The sequence below is a fragment of the Sulfitobacter sp. M22 genome (assembly GCF_021736025.1).
Lineage (GTDB): Bacteria > Pseudomonadota > Alphaproteobacteria > Rhodobacterales > Rhodobacteraceae > Sulfitobacter > Sulfitobacter litoralis.
The window spans coordinates 185,720-202,349 of record NZ_WMEC01000001.1 but is presented as its reverse complement, the minus strand read 5'-3'; the positions used below and the strand labels follow the sequence as shown (position 1 = coordinate 202,349).

General features: G+C 59.5%; 16 protein-coding genes and 1 tRNA gene. 7 read left to right on the top strand and 10 right to left on the bottom strand.

From position 1 onward, the window contains the following. Positions 1-50 precede the first annotated feature (50 nt). The 3 genes from GLP52_RS01060 to istB all read left to right on the top strand — a co-directional run bounded on the left by GLP52_RS01060 (position 51) and on the right by istB (position 3,041). Complete coding sequence (locus GLP52_RS01060; RefSeq protein ID WP_093732373.1) at positions 51-596, top strand: Arm DNA-binding domain-containing protein; 546 nt, start codon at positions 51-53, stop codon at positions 594-596. Between the two features lie 107 nt (positions 597-703). Continuing rightward, positions 704-2,260: an IS21 family transposase gene (gene istA / locus GLP52_RS01055; protein WP_237271360.1), complete on the top strand. Its 1,557-nt coding sequence runs from the start codon at positions 704-706 to the stop codon at positions 2,258-2,260. Further along, the gene (gene istB / locus GLP52_RS01050) at positions 2,250-3,041 is read left to right on the top strand and encodes an IS21-like element helper ATPase IstB (protein WP_237273316.1); all 792 of its coding nucleotides are present in this window, start codon (positions 2,250-2,252) and stop codon (positions 3,039-3,041) included. The genes istA and istB overlap by 11 nt, the downstream gene beginning before the upstream one ends. 803 nt (positions 3,042-3,844) lie before the next feature. Here the strand turns inward: istB and GLP52_RS01045 are convergent. From GLP52_RS01045 to GLP52_RS01010, 8 genes are all read right to left on the bottom strand, one after another. Continuing rightward, positions 3,845-3,918: transfer RNA gene (locus GLP52_RS01045), tRNA-Cys, on the bottom strand. 138 nt (positions 3,919-4,056) lie between these two features. Next, on the bottom strand, positions 4,057-5,217 hold the full coding sequence (proB, locus tag GLP52_RS01040; protein WP_093733592.1) for a glutamate 5-kinase: 1,161 nt from the start codon (positions 5,215-5,217) through the stop codon (positions 4,057-4,059). A gap of 157 nt (positions 5,218-5,374) precedes the next feature. Continuing rightward, positions 5,375-5,818 (bottom strand): acyl-CoA thioesterase, encoded by a 444-nt coding sequence (locus GLP52_RS01035; RefSeq protein WP_237271359.1) that lies wholly within the window; start codon positions 5,816-5,818, stop codon positions 5,375-5,377. Beyond that, entirely contained in the window at positions 5,818-6,978 is a 1,161-nt protein-coding gene (locus GLP52_RS01030) for an iron-containing alcohol dehydrogenase (RefSeq protein WP_237271358.1), read from the bottom strand. The genes GLP52_RS01035 and GLP52_RS01030 overlap by 1 nt, the downstream gene beginning before the upstream one ends. Positions 6,979-7,240: 262 nt before the next feature. Next, positions 7,241-9,502: a phosphoenolpyruvate--protein phosphotransferase gene (gene ptsP, locus GLP52_RS01025; RefSeq protein ID WP_237271357.1), complete on the bottom strand. Its 2,262-nt coding sequence runs from the start codon at positions 9,500-9,502 to the stop codon at positions 7,241-7,243. Positions 9,503-9,663: 161 nt separating this feature from the next. Beyond that, positions 9,664-10,902: an aspartate kinase gene (locus GLP52_RS01020; RefSeq protein ID WP_237271356.1), complete on the bottom strand. Its 1,239-nt coding sequence runs from the start codon at positions 10,900-10,902 to the stop codon at positions 9,664-9,666. Positions 10,903-11,020: 118 nt separating this feature from the next. Beyond that, on the bottom strand, positions 11,021-11,479 hold the full coding sequence (locus GLP52_RS01015) for a DUF1178 family protein (RefSeq protein ID WP_237271355.1): 459 nt from the start codon (positions 11,477-11,479) through the stop codon (positions 11,021-11,023). Positions 11,480-11,549: 70 nt separating this feature from the next. Then, a complete protein-coding gene (locus GLP52_RS01010; RefSeq protein WP_093733586.1) occupies positions 11,550-12,008 on the bottom strand; it encodes an NUDIX hydrolase in 459 nt (152 codons plus the stop codon). 109 nt (positions 12,009-12,117) lie between these two features. Here GLP52_RS01010 and modA point away from each other — a divergent pair, with 109 nt between their 5' ends. Genes modA through modC form a run of 3 tightly spaced genes read left to right on the top strand, consistent with a single transcriptional unit; the run spans position 12,118 to position 14,617 of the window. Continuing rightward, the gene (gene modA / locus GLP52_RS01005; RefSeq protein WP_237271354.1) at positions 12,118-12,846 is read left to right on the top strand and encodes a molybdate ABC transporter substrate-binding protein; all 729 of its coding nucleotides are present in this window, start codon (positions 12,118-12,120) and stop codon (positions 12,844-12,846) included. After that, positions 12,843-13,532 carry a molybdate ABC transporter permease subunit gene (gene modB, locus GLP52_RS01000; protein WP_237271353.1) on the top strand — a complete coding sequence of 230 codons (690 nt, stop codon included), beginning with the start codon at positions 12,843-12,845 and terminating at the stop codon, positions 13,530-13,532. Before modA ends, modB begins: the two co-directional genes overlap by 4 nt. Further along, on the top strand, positions 13,529-14,617 hold the full coding sequence (gene modC / locus GLP52_RS00995) for a molybdenum ABC transporter ATP-binding protein (protein WP_237271352.1): 1,089 nt from the start codon (positions 13,529-13,531) through the stop codon (positions 14,615-14,617). The genes modB and modC overlap by 4 nt, the downstream gene beginning before the upstream one ends. On the opposite strand, the gene GLP52_RS00990 is transcribed toward modC, so the two are convergent. Then, a complete protein-coding gene (locus GLP52_RS00990) occupies positions 14,614-15,378 on the bottom strand; it encodes an EcsC family protein (protein WP_093733583.1) in 765 nt (254 codons plus the stop codon). The genes modC and GLP52_RS00990 overlap by 4 nt on opposite strands. A 53-nt stretch (positions 15,379-15,431) precedes the next feature. Continuing rightward, positions 15,432-15,965, bottom strand: coding sequence for a GNAT family N-acetyltransferase (locus GLP52_RS00985; RefSeq protein WP_093733582.1), 534 nt, complete (start codon positions 15,963-15,965; stop codon positions 15,432-15,434). A 37-nt stretch (positions 15,966-16,002) separates the two neighbouring features. Between GLP52_RS00985 and GLP52_RS00980 the strand changes: the two genes are divergently transcribed. Next, positions 16,003-16,608, top strand: a complete 606-nt coding sequence (locus GLP52_RS00980; RefSeq protein ID WP_093733581.1) for a flavin reductase family protein — start codon at positions 16,003-16,005, stop codon at positions 16,606-16,608. Positions 16,609-16,630: the final 22 nt, after the last annotated feature.

Sequence of the window (16,630 nt, the reverse complement as noted above, 5' to 3'; positions counted from 1 at the left end):
TACTTCAAAAACCGCACTATTTGTTTGTAGTAAGTTTGTAGGATCGCGCCATGCAACGAAAGCTAAAGTTCACTGATGCAACGGTGAAGAACCTGAAGCCCGCCGATGGTAAGGAGCAAACGGTTTACACCGACTTGGTCACACCGGGATTGCGCTTGCGTGTGAGCCACACTGCGAAAAGTTGGATATTCGATTATCTTGTAACAGGGCGCATCGGGCGGAAGACGCGAACTCTGGGACGCTACCCGACTATCAGTCTGAAGGACGCACGGCAGATGGCGACCGAAACTTACGTTGACGCACAAAACGGCATAGACATCATGGAGCGGTTGAAGGCGGACGCCGACGCTCGAAAGACAAAGGCCGAGGCATTGCAACGTCGCAAGACGCTGAGCGAGGTAGTGAACTTGTACCAGCGGGAAAAGCTGATCCACAAGCGAACTGGGGCCGAAGTCGGGCGGTGTTTGGAGCGGGAGCTTGCACCTTGGCTGGATGGTCCGGCAGAAGATCTGACCGAAGACGATATTGCCAGCACCTTGACACAGCCGAGCGTTTCGCGCCGCCGGACAGTGCGCGCATACCTGCGTGGGTGTTGATTGTCACCGAGAACTGACCCGGCAACTTTAGAAATTGTCATTGAGAATTGACCCATGTGCAACCTTGCCCCTGCTTGAATCAGCTGGGAGCTATTGGAGTGTTAGACATGGGATTTCTGAGGATTATTCGGAAATGGGCTCTGCGAGACAAGATGCCCATCCGCGAGATTGCGCGCCGGACAGGGGTGTCTCGCAACACGATCAAGAAGTATCTGCGGACAGGGATAGTTGAGCCCGAGTTCCAAATTTTGGACCGACCGAGCAAGTTGGACCCTTATGCTGATAAGCTGACAGGCTGGTTGCTGTCTGAGCAGCGTAAATCACGGAAGGAACGGCGAACGGCCAAGCAGATGCATGCGGATCTGGTTCAGCTCGGTTTTGATGGTTCATATGAGCGTGTCGCGGCCTTCGTGCGGAACTGGAAGGGCGAACGACAGCGTGCTCAACATACGACTGACCGTGGTGTTTTCGTGCCGTTGGTCTTTCAGCCAGGCGAGGCGTTCCAATTCGATTGGAGCGAGGACTGGGCCTATGTCGGGGGCGAGCGCCTCAAGCTTCAGGTCGCCCATATCAAGCTGTCACACAGCCGCGCATTTCTGGTGCGGGCCTATCGGCTGCAAACGCATGAGATGCTGTTCGATGCCCACTGGCATGGCTTTCGAGTGTTTGAGGGTGTTCCGGGGCGTGGCGTCTATGACAACATGAAGACAGCCGTCGACCGGATTGGCGTCGGCAAGAAGCGCGATGTAAACGCACGGTTCCTTGCGATGACCAGCCATTATGTTTTTGACCCTGAGTTCTGCAATCCCGCGGCAGGGTGGGAGAAAGGTCAGGTTGAGAAGAATGTGCGCGACGCCCGCCATCACGCCAAAGGCGTGCCTGCAGCACGACGGCTTTGGCAACTCATGCCCGCCTTTCCGAACCTCAATGCGCTGAATGAATGGCTGGAGGAGCGCTGCAAGCTTCTGTGGGCCGAAACACCGCATGGCAGATTGCCTGGCAATATTGCGGATGTCTGGGACGCCGAGAAGGCCGCGCTGATGCCACTGCCCACAATGTTTGACGGCTTTGTCGAGCAGAGCAAGCGGGTATCCCCCACTTGTCTGATAGCATTCGACCGTAATCGCTACTCAGTGCCTGCCAGCTTTGCGAACCGCCCTGTCAGTCTCCGCATCTATCCTGAACGGCTGGTCATCGTCGCCGAAGGCCATGTGGTCTGCACGCATGAGCGCATTATTGAACGCTCACACCGTCAGCCAGGGCGCGTTATTTATGACTGGCACCATTATCTGGCGGTGGTTCAACGCAAACCCGGCGCGCTGCGCAACGGGGCACCCTTCGTTGAGATGCCAGAAGGGTTCCGGAAGCTGCAGGATCATATGTTGCGTAGGCCAGGTGGTGACCGCGAGATGGTCGACGTCCTGTCCTTGGTGCTCCACCATGACGAACAGGCCGTGCTTTGCGCGGTGGAAATGGCGCTGGAGGCGGGCGTGCCAACAAAAACCCATGTCTTGAACCTACTTCACAGGCTGGTGGATGGCGCACCGATAGACCAGCCCGATGTGACCCCGCCTGCGGCCCTTTCTTTGAATAAGGAGCCCGAGGCCAATGTCGCACGATATGACGGGCTACGCACTACAGGAGGAACACGTCATGCGTCATGATCCCGCCGGCGCTGCCATCGTCATCATGATGCGCAGCCTGAAGATGCCGGGCATGGCACAGGCCGTGCAGGACCTGCATGAGCAGGGATCGCCCGCTTTCGATGCAGCGATCCCCATGTTGTCGCAGCTGCTTAAGGCCGAGATTGCTGAACGTGAGGTGCGTTCCATCGCCTACCACATGAAGGCAGCACGCTTTCCGGCATACAAAGACATCTCTGGCTTCGACTTTGGCACCAGCGAAGTCCGTGAAGCTTTGGTCCGCCAACTTCACCGATGCGAGTTCATGGAGGCGGCTGAGAATGTAGTGCTGATCGGGGGCCCTGGAACGGGAAAATCGCATGTCGCTACCGCCCTCGGCATTCAAGCAATCGAGCATCATCGCAAGCGTGTGCGCTTCTTCTCCACGGTCGAGTTGGTCAATGCGTTGGAGCAGGAAAAGGCCCAAGGCAAGGCAGGAAAGATCGCCGAGGCGCTGGTGAAAGCCGATTCGTTGATCTTGGATGAGCTGGGATATCTGCCGTTCAGCGCTTCGGGTGGCGCGTTGCTGTTCCACCTTCTGAGTAAACTCTACGAGCGCACCAGCGTCGTTATCACAACCAACCTGAGCTTTAGCGAATGGGCCAGCGTGTTCGGTGATGCCAAGATGACCACCGCGCTCCTCGACCGCCTCACACATCGTTGCCACATTCTCGAGACCGGCAATGACAGCTATCGGTTCAAGGCCAGCTCGGCGACAGCCAAACAAAAACGAAAGGAGAAAGCGGCATTGACGCCATCATAAAGCAAAGAACATAACAACTGGGTGGGTCAAGTCTCGGTGAAAATGCCGGGTCAGTTCTCAGTGACAATCAACAATACTGGAGAGCAAATCGCGAGGATTTGGCTGAAATGATCGAATTGATAGAGGACTTAATCTTCGATCACCTCTTCTGCCTGGCGGCGGCGAACATGCTCAAGGCAAATCTGATAAGTCGCAAATTGGGACTGGCCCGCAGATAACAGTCTCTTACATTGGCACTTACACCACGGCACCACCTGCAACGCCCCAATTGCGCCTACAGCGCCATTACGCTTGCCCGTGTAGCACTGGGTAGGCAAGGCCAACGCTTGGCCACCCTTGCGGCAGCGCGGCACTGGCAGCCCCATTGCAGCCTTTGCCGTGGGTACTAGTGTACCTAGGCTGATAATATGGCCGGTAGTCCTGCTGACCTCACAAATAACTAATGACTTGAACCCTGGGGTCTTTGGTGTTTGCAGCCATCTGGTGACGTTGCTGCCGAATTGCATGGTTGGAAGTGTGATAGCTCTGGCGCGGTTGCCACATCTTGGCTTTCACTAACGAATTCAGTTCGACTCAGAGGTTACCTTGAGGCAGCGTGGCGACTTGCTGGCCTATTTGCAGCACAAATGGCAAATGCAGCGGCAAAGTGGACGGGTATTCAGAGCGGAGTCCCGCGTCAGAGAGGAGTCGCGCGATACAGCTTGCAGCAAAAAACTATTTGTAGGATGTTTGTAGCGACTTCCAGCAGCTACCAGCTACTAGGATCGGTGTTTTTAATTATTTTTTAAATACAATATGTTATATGGAGGCGAGTAGGAGAATCGAACTCCTGTACACGGATTTGCAATCCGCTGCGTAACCACTCCGCCAACTCGCCTCGGCCGCCTTGGCGGCGGCAATCATTCGGGCCGTGAGCCCCAATGCGTTTGGCGCTTATCCCGATTTTTGTGGGAAATGTCTAGCCCAGTTTAGAGCAAAACGGCGGGAAAAATATCTCCCGCCGTCCAAGGGTCAGTTAAACCGAGATGACCGGCTTATCGCCTTCTTCCGGCGCGTCGAGTTGCAGGTGGTGATCCTCAAGGATCAGGATGTTTTCCACCCCGACAACCGCGCTTTTGGTCTTGTAGCCGATGACGTCCTCGATCTCCATTTCGGGGTTCCGCGCCATCAGGATGGTCTCTTCGGAAGAGAAGTTGGTCAGACCGCGTGCAAACTCGTTGCCCTGCTCGTCATAGACGTGCAGCACGTCACCTTTCGAAAACTCGCCTTGGATCGACACGAGGTCATCACGTTGCAAGCCGCGCTCCTTGGCCGTGATCGCACGGACAGCTTCGTCAGAAACAACAAGTGTACCGGCGACCTGCAAACGGTTGCTGAGCCAGATCATCAAAGGCGAAGCACCCCTCCCCGAGGCCAGACAACGGGTGTGGCGGCGTTCGTTGTTCAGTACCGAGGAAATCGGGCGTTCGATGATGCCGTCAGCGATGATCGTCTCGACCCCGGCGTTCTGTGCCATATTGGCCGCCAGCATCTTGGTTAGCATGCCGCCGCTGCCCAATTCGCTGATGCTTTTGGTGGATTCGAGGTGTTCGGACACGTCTTCGATTTCTTCGATGAACTGCGCGCCGGGTTCCGACGGATCGCGGTCATACAGGCCTTCGACGCTGGTCAGAATGATCAGGTGATCCGCTTCGACCATCTGGGCGACCTTGGCCGAGAGACGGTCATTGTCCCCGACTTTCAGATCGCGCGTGGCGATAGAGTCGTTTTCGTTGATGATGGGAAGGATCTGGTTTTCAAACAGCCGCAGCATGGTGTTCTTGATGTTCAAAAAGCGACGGCGTTCCTCCATATCTTCGACGGTCACCAGCATCTGTGCCACGTCAAAGTTATATTCGTTCGCAACCTGACGATAGGCATTCATCAGCAGCGGCTGGCCACAGGCGGCAGCGGCTTGCTTGTCCAGAATACCGGCTTCCTCAGGGCGTTTGCCGATCATGTTCAGGCCAAGCGCGACCGACCCCGAAGAGGTCAGGATGATCTCGTAGCCCTGGTCCTGAAGGTCCCCCAAATCCGCCATAAGTCCGTTCATGAAAGCATAGCGCAATGTCAGCTTTTCTTCATTGGCCAGCAGGCTGGATCCGATTTTAACGACGATACGTTTCTTCTTGGACACGAGGAGATTTCTCCAGTTTAGTGTTAAGTTTCAATGCGCCATCGCACGCGGCACAAAATGCCGCGATGCAGAAAGACACTGTGATTCGGTGATGTATAACATGTGGACACCAAGCATTTGCAACCGCCAAGCCCGAACGCGCGGGATTACGCCGCGCTCAAGAGGTGGTTTGCAGCCCTTCTAGGGCGCGACGGGTTAGCTTGGGAATTTCAGTCGGACGATGGTCTTCGCGCCCCACGTAAACATGCACAAAGAACCCTTCGGCAGAGGCCGTATCGTCGTCATTCTTGAACAGGCCTAGTTCCATCCGCACAGAGCTTTTGCCAAGTTGCGCCACCCGTAAACCTGCGGTCACACGGTCAGGAAATTTCATTTCCCCAAAATACCGACAGCCGGTTTCAACCACGAGCCCGAACACCGGGCTGGTCTGCGGATCCAGCAATCCGCGTTCGATCAACCAGCCATTCACGGCCGTATCAAACAGCGCGTAATGGACGACATTGTTCATATGCCCATAAGCGTCATTGTCATTCCAGCGGGTCTGCAGCGGATAGAAATCGGCATAATCAGCCCGCGTGGCAGCAGGTACGCGAGCGGCCATTACCAAGCCGCCTCATAGATCGCTTGGGCGTCGGCCTGCGTGACGTCGCGCGGATTATTGACCAGCAAACGCGCCTGCACCATCGCATCTTCGGCCATCTTGGGGATTGCACTTTGTGGAATATCCACGTCGCGCAGACGCTGGGGAAGCCCGAGCCTGGCGGACAGGTCCGAGACCGCATCAATAAAAGCTGCCGTACGGGCCTGACTGCCCTCGACTTCTGCCAGTGCAGGGAAGGCATCTGCAGCGATCTCGGCGTAGACACTGCCGGCATTTGGCGCGTTGAACCGCAGCACATGAGGCAGCACCAGCGCATTGGAAAGCCCGTGCGGGATGTGAAAGGTGCCGCCGATGGGATAGGCCAGCGCATGCACCGCCGCGACAGGAGAATTAGCGAAAGCCTGACCCGCCAACATGGATCCCAACAACATTGCACCGCGGGCGTCGACATTGCTGCCGTCAGCCACCACGGCTTCGATATTGGCCCCAAGCAAGCGCAAAGCTTCGCGGGCGAGCAGCTTGGACACGGGGTTGTTGTTCGCATTGACCGACGCGTAGGATTCGATCGCGTGGACCATCGCATCGACCCCCGTTGCCGCCGTAATCGGCGCAGGCAGTCCAACCGTCAGGGACGCGTCCAGAATGGCCATGTCAGGCAGGATCACAGGAGACGACACGCCGCGCTTTTCCTCTGCGCCGACGGTGATGATGGACACGGGCGTGACCTCGGATCCGGTACCAGCGGTCGTGGGGATCAGCACCAGCGGCAAGCGCGGCCCTTTCGCCTGCCCTACCCCCCACGCCGCATCCAGGTCCTCGTCAGAGCCAAGCAGAAGCGCCACCAGCTTGGCCACGTCTTGCGATGATCCGCCGCCAAAGCCAATGACACCCGTGGCCCCTGCGGACCGCCCTGCCTCGACTGCGCGCATCAGTGTCTCGCGCGAGGGGTCCGCCTCTACCTCATCAAAGATGGTAACCTGATGACCCGCCTTTTCCAGCGCGTCGATACAAGGATCACATAGACCAAGCTGGCGCAAACCGGGGTCCGTGATGAGCAGGCAGGCCTCGCCCAACAGACTGCCTGCCAGCTCTGCGATACGCACAGCGGCGCCGTTTTCGAATACGACGGATTTGGTGGTGTTGAATACAAAAGGGTTCATATGCCCGCGCTTCTCCCATAGCTGCCCGCAGCATTCCTCCGCGCTGCGATTTGAGGGCATTAAAGGGAATAAAGCCGCACGCGCATAGCCACTATTTCGGTTTCTTTTTTCGCTCTGCGAAACTGGGCGGTGATGCAGCGCCGGTCGCTTCGCTCGCAAAAAAATGCCCCCCCCAAGTCTGGATTTTGTGAACGCCCTCCCCTTGCAGTCGAGTGGCTAAATCCGGTCTTGATGCTGTTTCGAACGGTACCGGCACACATCGTTACGGCAGGCGGCGCACTTCGTGGGTTTGGCTGCGCAGATATTCCATCACCGCGGGGCGAACCGACTGGTCCCCACGATCCCGCGCGGCATAGATGACCTCGCGAATTTCGTTCAGATCAGACCGCAACAGCATGCTTTTGACCGGCCCAATAGAAGCAGGACGCATGGAAAGAGTGGTGATCCCGATCGCGGCAAAACACAGTGCCTCAACGGGGCGGCCCGCATCCTCGCCACAAAACGACAACGGTGTTCCGGTTTCACGGCAGCGGCCAACGATGTTTTCAAGAAAGGTCAGGAAACTGACGTTCAATGTGTCATAACGGCGGCGCACGAGTTCATTCTCGCGATCGGCTGCGAAAAAGAACTGCTTGAGATCGTTGCCACCGATCGACAGAAATTCAACTTCTTCGAAAAACTTCTTTGGGGCAAAGGCAAGCGACGGGGTCTCCAGCATCGCGCCCACTTCGATCTGCGACGGCAGCACGTGACCCAATCGGGCCTCGCGGGCAAGCGTCTTGTCCATCTCGGCACGGGCAGCGCGGTATTCTTCGAACTGTGCGACAAAGGGGAACATCACCGACAGCGGGCGTCCGTTTGCGGCCCGGATCAACGCTTGCAACTGCATCCGCATCATACCCGGTTTGTCTAGTCCCACGCGGATCGCACGCCACCCCAACGCGGGGTTCGGTTCGTCATTGGGCTTCATATAGGGCAGCACTTTGTCCGACCCGATGTCCAGCGTCCGGAAAACCACCCGCTTGCCAGTCGCGGCATCCAGCACACGGCTGTACAACGCTGACAGCTCGGACCGTTTGGGCATCTGGCTGCGTACAAGAAACTGCAGCTCGGTGCGGAACAACCCCACACCTTCGGCCCCCGACCCCTCTAGCGAGGGCAGGTCAGCCATCAGCCCCGCATTCATATGCAGACCGACCGTGGTGCCGCATTTGGTGATCGCTGCTTTGTCGCGGATCGAGGCATAGCGTTCCTGCGCCTCGGCCTGCATCGCGATTTTGTCACGAAATGCAGAGGCGACGGTTTCATCGGGGCGCAGGTGCACCACACCTTGTTCACCGTCGACCATGATCCGATCACCGTTTAGCGCGTCATTGGTCACGCGCGCGGCGTGAACAATCAGCGGAATCGCCAGCGCCCGCGCGACAATCGCGGCATGGCTACCGACCGATCCACCTTCCAACACGATACCGCGCAGAGAGCGGCCATATTCCAGCAGTTCCGCCGGCCCGATATTACGCGCCACCAAAATTGGGTCGGCGGGCATCTCTGCCCCGGTGTTTGAGCCTTGCCCGGTCAGAATACGCAGCAAACGGTTGCTCAGGTCATCCAGATCGGACAGCCGTTCGCGCAGGTAGGCGTCGCTGGCCTGCCCCATACGGGCCCGAGCCAGGGATTGTTCTTTTTCGACAGCCGCCTCGGCGGACAGACCGCGGCCGATGTCTTCCTCCATCCGACGCAACCAGCCTTTGGAGTTGGCGAACATCCGGTAGGCTTCAAGCACTTGCTGCTGGTCCTTGTCGCCCCCTGCCATCGCCATCATCTGGTCTACGCTGACGCGCAGATCGTCAACGGCTTCGTTCAGGCGGGCGGTTTCGACCACGGGATCGTCCGCTACCAGCTTTGACACAACGACGCGCGGTTCGTGCAACCAGACGTGGCCTTCGGCGACGCCTTCTTGGGCAACGGTGCCGCGCAGCAGGACCGGCTGACTGTGGCGCGCCGACATCGCGGCCCCTTCACCGACAAAGGCCCCCAGTTCGGTCATCTCGGCCAGCACCATGGCGACCACTTCCAGCGCGTAAACTTCGTCGGCTGAAAATTCCCGGGCAGCTTTGGATTGGACAACCAGAACGCCCAGCATTTCACCCAAGCGCTGCACCGGTATACCCAGAAAGCTTGAATACAGCTCTTCGCCCGTTTCCGGCATAAAGCGGAAACCGGGGGCCTGCGGGGCATTTGGCGTGTTTATAATACGTTTGCGCTTAGCAACGCGACCGACCAGCCCTTCGCCCATCTTCATGCGCGTTTCGTGAACCGCGTCGGCTTTCAGCCCTTCGGTCGCACAAAGCTCCAGCGTGTCTTCGTCGCGAAAAAGGTAGATAGAGCAGACTTCGCAGCCCATCGAAGACGCAATCAGATGCGTGATCTTATCCAGCCGCGCCTGCCCTGCGTCATCACTGGCCATGGCATCGCGCAGACGCCCCAGCAGCTTGCGGCTTTCTGTCTCTATCCCATCAGCCATGCGATCAATTCCCCCCGGCGATGCCAGCTTAGATCACAGGCGCGTCGAAAATGAAACGCCTGTTATCATTGACATCTATCATCTGCTTTTTGGGGCAGGAAGATGCGTTTTCCCCCGAGGCGGGAAAACGCAGCGATCCACATGGGCGATACGCCTGCGATTTAAGCAGCTTTGTCGAGCTCGAACGCGTCATGCAGCGCCTGAACGGCCAGCTCCATGTATTTGCGGTCGATCAGCACAGAGATTTTGATCTCGGAAGTTGTGATGACCTTGATGTTCACGCCCTCGTTCGACAGCACTTGGAACATCTTGGCCGCGACGCCGGTATGGCTGCGCATGCCGATGCCCACGACCGACACTTTGGCCACATCCGTGTCTGCGATCAGATCGTCAAAATTCAGCTCGCCCGATTTTTTCGCGGCATCAATCGCTGCCTCGGCGCGTTTAATCTGATCGACAGGGCAAGACCACGTCATATCGGTGCGCCCCTCTTCCGAGATGTTCTGAACGATCATATCGACGTTCACGCCACCATCGCTCAGCGCGGTAAAGATCGCGGCGGCAATGCCGGGGCGATCCGCCACCGAAACCAGCGTCATCTTTGCTTCGTCACGCGAAAACGCGATACCGGATACTACATTGCTTTCCATAATTTCCTCCTCGGCGCAGACCAGCGTTCCAGCCTCGTCTGATTGTTCTTCAAAACTGCTTAATACACGCAGCTTGACCTTGTAACGCATCGCCAGTTCAACCGACCGGGTTTGCAGGACCTTAGCCCCCAGCGACGCCAGTTCCAGCATCTCTTCAAAGGCGATCTTGTCCAGTTTACGCGCCTTGGCACTGACCCGCGGGTCGGTGGTGTAAACCCCGTCCACATCCGTATAGATGTCGCAACGCTCTGCATCAAAGGCAGCGGCAAAAGCGACCGCGGTGGTGTCTGATCCGCCACGCCCCAGCGTGGTGATCCGGCCCTCGGGGGAAACGCCCTGAAAGCCCGCGACAACCGCAACGCGCATGCCCTCGCCGAATTTGGTCATGATATTTGCGGGCGGAATGTCTTCGATCCGCGCAGACGAATGCGCCGAGGTCGTCTTGACCGGCACTTGCCACCCCTGCCAGCTGCGCGCCGGTACGTCCATTTCCTGCAATGTCAACGCCATCAGGCCTGCGGTCACGTTCTCGCCGGACGATACGACAGCGTCATATTCACGCGCATCATACATCGGAGAGGTCTCGTTTACCCAGCCGACCAGCTCGTTCGTCTTTCCGGACATGGCAGAAACGATGACAATCACGTCATAGCCCTTGGCCACTTCGACGCCCACGCGTTTGGCCGCGCGGCGGATACGGTCCAAAGTGGCCACCGACGTGCCACCAAACTTCATCACCAGAACAGGCATATGTCCCCCGTTGCAAAACTCCGGCGCGGTGTACGCGCAAGCGCCGCCCTTAGCAAGCCCGCAGGCCGCTGGGAGTGCACAGGTATACAACACGGGGCCCGCCCCTGTTCAGCCGGTCCTAAGAGGTGGAGCGTTTGGCCCGGAACGGCAGTGGCGTCAGCGGGATACCTTCTTCGATCAGGGCGACAGCTTCGTCCAGACGGGCTTCGCCATAGATCGACCGGTCAGGCGCATCGCCAAGATGCATGGCGCGGGCTTCTTTAACGAAATTGTTGCCGACATATTCCGACGAAGATTCGACTTTTTTGCGCAAGGCTTTCAACGCCTTTTCCAGCTCACTTTGCGGTTTCGAGAGGACGGGCACCGCCGTGTCCGGCTTCGTGTCATCCTTAGGGCTGTTTGTGCGGGCGTCGCCGGTCGAGACACGCGGGGCCATCATGCCTTTGGTAACCTCGGGCGACCCGCATATCGCACATGTCAAATGCCCCGCCTGCGCCAGCGCATCAAAGGCGGCGGCAGATTTGAACCAGCTTTCGAACTGGTGGTCGCGTTCACACTTCAGCGAAAACTTGATCATCGCGCCCGCAGGCATCCTCTCGTCGTTAAGGTATCTAAAATGGGGGTGCGATCCGGCCCCGTCAAGCGGCTTAGCTTCGCCCGCGCGGATCAAAATCGCGGATCATCCGCGCCAGCTCGGGCTCGGACACCAGTTTGGCAGCCTTCTTGCGCGACATCCATTTGCGTCGCCGCTGACCCGCTTCGGGATATTTATCGGCCAATATCTTGACCTCGATCGGGTAGAGCATGGCGAGGACAGGCAACTGCGCAGTGTCGTCCATCGCCTTGAGGTATGCATAGACGCCCAGACAGCCCCCCGTGACGCGCCCCCTGACGCCTGCCTCTTCCCACGCCTCGCGTGCGGCGGCTGCACCGGGGGTCTTGGCATCCATCGGCCAGCCCTTTGGCACGATCCAGCGTTTTGCCCCCCGAGAGGTAATCAGCAGCACCTGCACCTTGCCTTGACGCACGCGATAGCACAGCGCCGCGAACTGGGTTCTTACCTCTCCCTTGCGGGCACCTTGCAGGGATATGGGCAACTGTTTCATGCGAGGAACTCTGTCTCCGAAGATGGTGCATCAAGAAAAGCCTACCTGTGCCAAGTTGACAAGACCCGTCGCCCTTGCACGCCCCAACCGCTTGACTGATACTGCGCGGATGAAACGTTTTTTGCCTCATGTCATTGCAGTATTACTGCCCACCCTCGCGATGGCCGAGCAGCCTTCGGTGACCGTCTTTGCCGCTGCCAGCCTGCGCGGCGCGCTGGACGAGGTCGCGCGCGGCTATGACGGTGATGTGGCGCTATCCTTTGGCGGATCGGGCACCATGGCGCGGCAGGTTGATGCGGGGGCCCCTGCCGATGTGGTCCTGCTGGCCGCGCCGGTCTGGATGGACTGGCTGCGCGATCGCGGCGCGGTTGATCCCGACGCCGTGGTTGATCTGCTGGGCAATGGGTTGGTGTTGATCGCCCCCGCCGACAGCGACATCGCACCCGACCCTGCCGATCTGGCAGGTGCCCTTGGCGATGCACGGCTGGCTATGGGGCAGCGCGACGCTGTGCCCGCTGGTATCTATGCGCGTGAATGGTTCGAAAAGACCGGACAATGGGAAGCCATCTCTGCGCATTTGGCAGAAACAGATAACGTGCGCAGCGCCCTTGCCCTTGTTGCACGGGCAGAGACGCCGCTTGGTGTGGTCTACCGCACCGACGCTATGGCAGAGCCACAGGTTCGCATCGTCTATGACATCCCAAAGGATACACACAGCCCGATCACCTACCCTGCCGCGGCTTTGACGGACAGCGGGGCCGCCTTCATGGCGCATCTGCGCTCGGATAGGGCACGTGCGGTCTTTGCCCGCTACGGCTTTGAGCCGCGGCCCGAATGACGGTAGACGCCGCCGCATGGGACGCGCTGCGCCTATCGCTTTGGGTGGCCTGTTGGGCGACGCTTCTGGCGATCCCGCTTGCGCTTTGGGTGGCGTGGTTGCTGGCGCGACGTGAGTTCTGGGGCAAGGCGCTGCTGAATGCCGCCGTGCACCTGCCGCTGGTTTTGCCGCCTGTGGTGACGGGCTATCTGCTGCTGATGGCCTTCGGGCGGAACGCGCCCTTGGGCCGCGCATTGGACGCCATCGGATTGCAACTGGCGTTCCATTGGTCCGGCGCGGTGCTGGCGGCCATCATCATGGGGTTCCCCTTGATGGTCCGCGCCATGCGGCTGGCGATAGAGGCGGTGGACCCCAAACTCGAGGACGCCGCCGCAACCTTGGGTGCCCCCCGCGCCGCTGTTTTCGCCCGCGTCACCCTGCCGCTTATCTTGCCCGGTGTGCTGGCGGGGACCGTTATGGGCTTTGCCAAAGCCATGGGCGAGTTTGGGGCCACGATCACCTTTGTCGCCAATATCCCCGGCCAGACCCAGACTCTGCCAAGCGCCATCTGGGCCGCGCTGCAAATTCCCGGTGGTGAGGGTCAGGCGGTGGCGATGGTGCTTATGTCATCGGTCATCGCAGTAAGCGCTGTGCTTTTGTCCGAGGTGCTGGCTCGCCGCGTTGCAAAACGGATTGCAGGCGCATGACGCTCTCGCTGTCCCTGTCGCATCGCTTTGACGGCTTTGCGCTGGACCTCGCGCTTGAAGCCGGGCCGGGCATCACTGCGCTGTTTGGCCGGTCGGGGGCCGGAAAATCGACCGTGATCAACGCGGTTGGGGGGCTTTTGCAGCCTGACCGCGGGCGCGTCGTGATCGATGGCGAGGTGCTGCTGGACACCGAAGGCGGCATCTATGTACCCCCGCATAAGCGCCGCCTTGGCACGGTGTTTCAGGACGCGCGGCTGTTCCCGCATCTAACCGTGGCACAGAACCTGATGTTTGGGGCCCGCTATGCGCCGCGCGGCAGCACCGGCCCCGCCCAAAAGGATGTGGTCGCCCTGTTGGGCCTAGAAACCTTGCTGGCCCGCGCCCCTGCCACCCTGTCGGGCGGCCAGAAACAGCGGGTCGCCTTGGGGCGTGCCTTGCTAAGCCACCCGCGCATGCTGCTGATGGATGAACCGCTGGCCAGTCTGGACGGCCCCCGCAAGCAAGAGATTTTGCCCTTTCTTGAACGGCTGCGCGACGGGCCGCTGGGGCTGCCGATCCTGTATGTCAGCCACGCGGTGGACGAGATCGCGCGGCTGGCCGATACACTAGTGTTGATCCAGAACGGGACAGTGCAGGCGCAAGGCCCGCTGTTCGATGTCATGTCAGACCCCGCCGCCGTACCCCTGCTTGGTGTCCGCGAGGCAGGTGCCGTGATCGAGGCGGATGTCGTAGAACATGGGAATGACGGGATCACGACCCTGCGGATCAGCGCCGGAGAGCTGGAACTGCCCGGTGTTCACGCCGAGGCAGGTGCGCGCGTGCGACTGCGGGTTCTGGCCCAGGATGTGATCCTGTCCCTGACCCGCCCCGAGGGGCTAAGCTCGGTCAATGTGCTGCCCGTCACGGTCGAGGCGGTTCACCCCGGCGACGGACCGGGGGCCGCGATTGCCCTACGGGCGGGACGCGACCGGTTGCTTAGCCGCGTGACCGCCCGCGCTGTTGCCGAACTGGGGCTGGTACCTGGTAAGAGCTGCTTTGCGATCCTCAAGGCAACCACGGTCGCGCCGGGCAGCATCGGACGCTAAGCGATCTTACGCAGCCCGACCTTGGCGCGCAGCCGCTCGACCAGTTCTTCGTGGGGCACATCCGCATCAATCGCCAGCTTGCGCAGCCCGAAATGCACATGGGCCATATCTTCGTAATAGCTGGTATAGGCATAGTTGGTCGCCGCACCGGCCACCGCCCCCAGCACCGGCACCGCCTGCGCGGCCAGCTTCTGCCCCAAGACCAGCGCCAGACGCGGTGCCACTTTAGCAATCACCGCCTGCATGGCCCGCCCGCTCAGCGCGACCCGCGCCGACAGAAACGCCAAATCGGCGCCGTCATCCTCTGACAACGGCCCCGCGGCGCTGAACACCTGCACGCAATCGAATTGCACGTTTTCCGCATGGGCATCGAACCCGTGTTCGACCGCAACGCCCTGAATGACGCGCAGCAGCAGCGTGGTCGTCACCGGCAGTTCTGCCAGCGCCGTGGGCAAACCACCTGCACCGCCCGCAGCCCCCATTGCCGCGCTCACTGCAATGTTCAACCAACTTTTCTGATCCGGCACCATCGACCGTGTCGTGGTCGCAGCCTTCATTGCCTGGCCCAGCGCCTTGACGGTTGCGCTTTCAAGATTGCGCCGTATCGGCGATGGTAGTTTGTCGATGAGGCCTTCGGCGCTACCGCCGATGACATTCAACACGTTGATCCCCACCCCGCCCGCACTCTTGTAGCGCTTGGCGATCTGGTCCAGCCGTGCCTCTACATCAATGGTGCTGGGTAGGTTGCTTTCGATTTGCATTTTCCGGAGCCTCTGCCTGTTTCGCTAGAATGTGGGCTAATGCCTCGCCACTTTCAATGTGGCCAAGCAGTGACATCCCCTGAAATGCCCTCCCATGCGCCTTCTACCAGCGCACGGCCAAGCACCCGTTCAGGATTTGTCGGCGGCGGCATCACCACCTCGGACAGCAAACTGAACCCGAACCGGTTGTAGTAAGGCGCATCCCCCACAAGCATCACCCGCGACCACCCCAGTGGGGCCGCCTGCGCGAGGCTCCCTTCGATCAGCAACGCGCCGAGCCCTTCGCCCTGACGCGTGGGGTGCACAGCAACCGGCCCCAACAACAGCGCGGGATGGGTGGCAATACAGACTGGCCAATAGCGAATAGCCCCGGCAAGGATACCACCCGCGTCACGTGCCACATGGTTCAGCCCTGCCACCGGCGGCACGCCATCACGCAGGCGATAGGACGACAGCGCCTCGCGCCCGGGCGCAAAGCAGGTGTCGTATAATGCTTCGACTTCCCAGCGATCTGCGGCCGTCTCGGGGGTGATGTGATACAAGGCGTGGCCCTCTGGACGGTTTTCCTGTGGCGCTGCCTTTATCATGGCGCTAGCCATAGGTGCAAACCATGAGGAGATTTTGATGTTCTACCGCCCGCAAGATGGCCACCCGCTGCCCCATAATCCGTTCAACGCGATTGTCACACCGCGCCCCATCGGATGGATTTCAACCCGCGATGCGGACGGGAACGACAATCTGGCCCCCTACTCCTTTTTCAATGGTGTTGCCTATACGCCGCCACAGGTGATGTTTGCGTCAACCGGCACCAAAGCCGATGTGGACGGGACCAAGGACAGCATGGCGAATATCCGTGAAACCGGCGTCTTCTGTGTTAACATTGTTGAATATGCGATGCGCGATGCGATGAACGCTTCTTCGGCCACACTGCCTCATGGAGCCGATGAATTCGGTCATGCGGGGATCGAAAAAGCGGACTGCGACCAGATCAGCTGCGCACGTGTCGCACTGGCGCCTGCCAGTCTGGAATGCCGCATGACCCAGATGGTCAAAATCGAAGGGGAGAACAACTTTGCCGTCTTCGGCGAAGTTGTGGGCGTGCATATGCGCGACGATTGCATCAAGGACGGGCGGTTCGATGTGACGACCTACCAGCCCCTTTCCCGCTTGGGCTATCGCGATTACGCCCGGGTGACCGACGTGTTCGAGATCATCCGCCCCGACGATTGATCCGACCTTTTCAGCACAAAAA

Coding starts and splice junctions, on each gene's coding strand:
- GLP52_RS01060 (WP_093732373.1), top strand. CDS start 51: ATGCAACGAAAGCTAAAGTTCACTGATGCAACGGTGAAGAACCTGAAG.
- istA (WP_237271360.1), top strand. CDS start 704: ATGGGATTTCTGAGGATTATTCGGAAATGGGCTCTGCGAGACAAGATG.
- istB (WP_237273316.1), top strand. CDS start 2,250: ATGCGTCATGATCCCGCCGGCGCTGCCATCGTCATCATGATGCGCAGC.
- GLP52_RS01035 (WP_237271359.1), bottom strand. CDS start 5,818: ATGGCCGCTCGCGTACCTGCTGCCACGCGGGCTGATTATGCCGATTTC.
- GLP52_RS01030 (WP_237271358.1), bottom strand. CDS start 6,978: ATGAACCCTTTTGTATTCAACACCACCAAATCCGTCGTATTCGAAAAC.
- ptsP (WP_237271357.1), bottom strand. CDS start 9,502: ATGGCTGATGGGATAGAGACAGAAAGCCGCAAGCTGCTGGGGCGTCTG.
- GLP52_RS01020 (WP_237271356.1), bottom strand. CDS start 10,902: ATGCCTGTTCTGGTGATGAAGTTTGGTGGCACGTCGGTGGCCACTTTG.
- GLP52_RS01015 (WP_237271355.1), bottom strand. CDS start 11,479: ATGATCAAGTTTTCGCTGAAGTGTGAACGCGACCACCAGTTCGAAAGC.
- GLP52_RS01010 (WP_093733586.1), bottom strand. CDS start 12,008: ATGAAACAGTTGCCCATATCCCTGCAAGGTGCCCGCAAGGGAGAGGTA.
- modA (WP_237271354.1), top strand. CDS start 12,118: ATGAAACGTTTTTTGCCTCATGTCATTGCAGTATTACTGCCCACCCTC.
- modB (WP_237271353.1), top strand. CDS start 12,843: ATGACGGTAGACGCCGCCGCATGGGACGCGCTGCGCCTATCGCTTTGG.
- modC (WP_237271352.1), top strand. CDS start 13,529: ATGACGCTCTCGCTGTCCCTGTCGCATCGCTTTGACGGCTTTGCGCTG.
- GLP52_RS00990 (WP_093733583.1), bottom strand. CDS start 15,378: ATGCAAATCGAAAGCAACCTACCCAGCACCATTGATGTAGAGGCACGG.
- GLP52_RS00985 (WP_093733582.1), bottom strand. CDS start 15,965: ATGATAAAGGCAGCGCCACAGGAAAACCGTCCAGAGGGCCACGCCTTG.
- GLP52_RS00980 (WP_093733581.1), top strand. CDS start 16,003: ATGTTCTACCGCCCGCAAGATGGCCACCCGCTGCCCCATAATCCGTTC.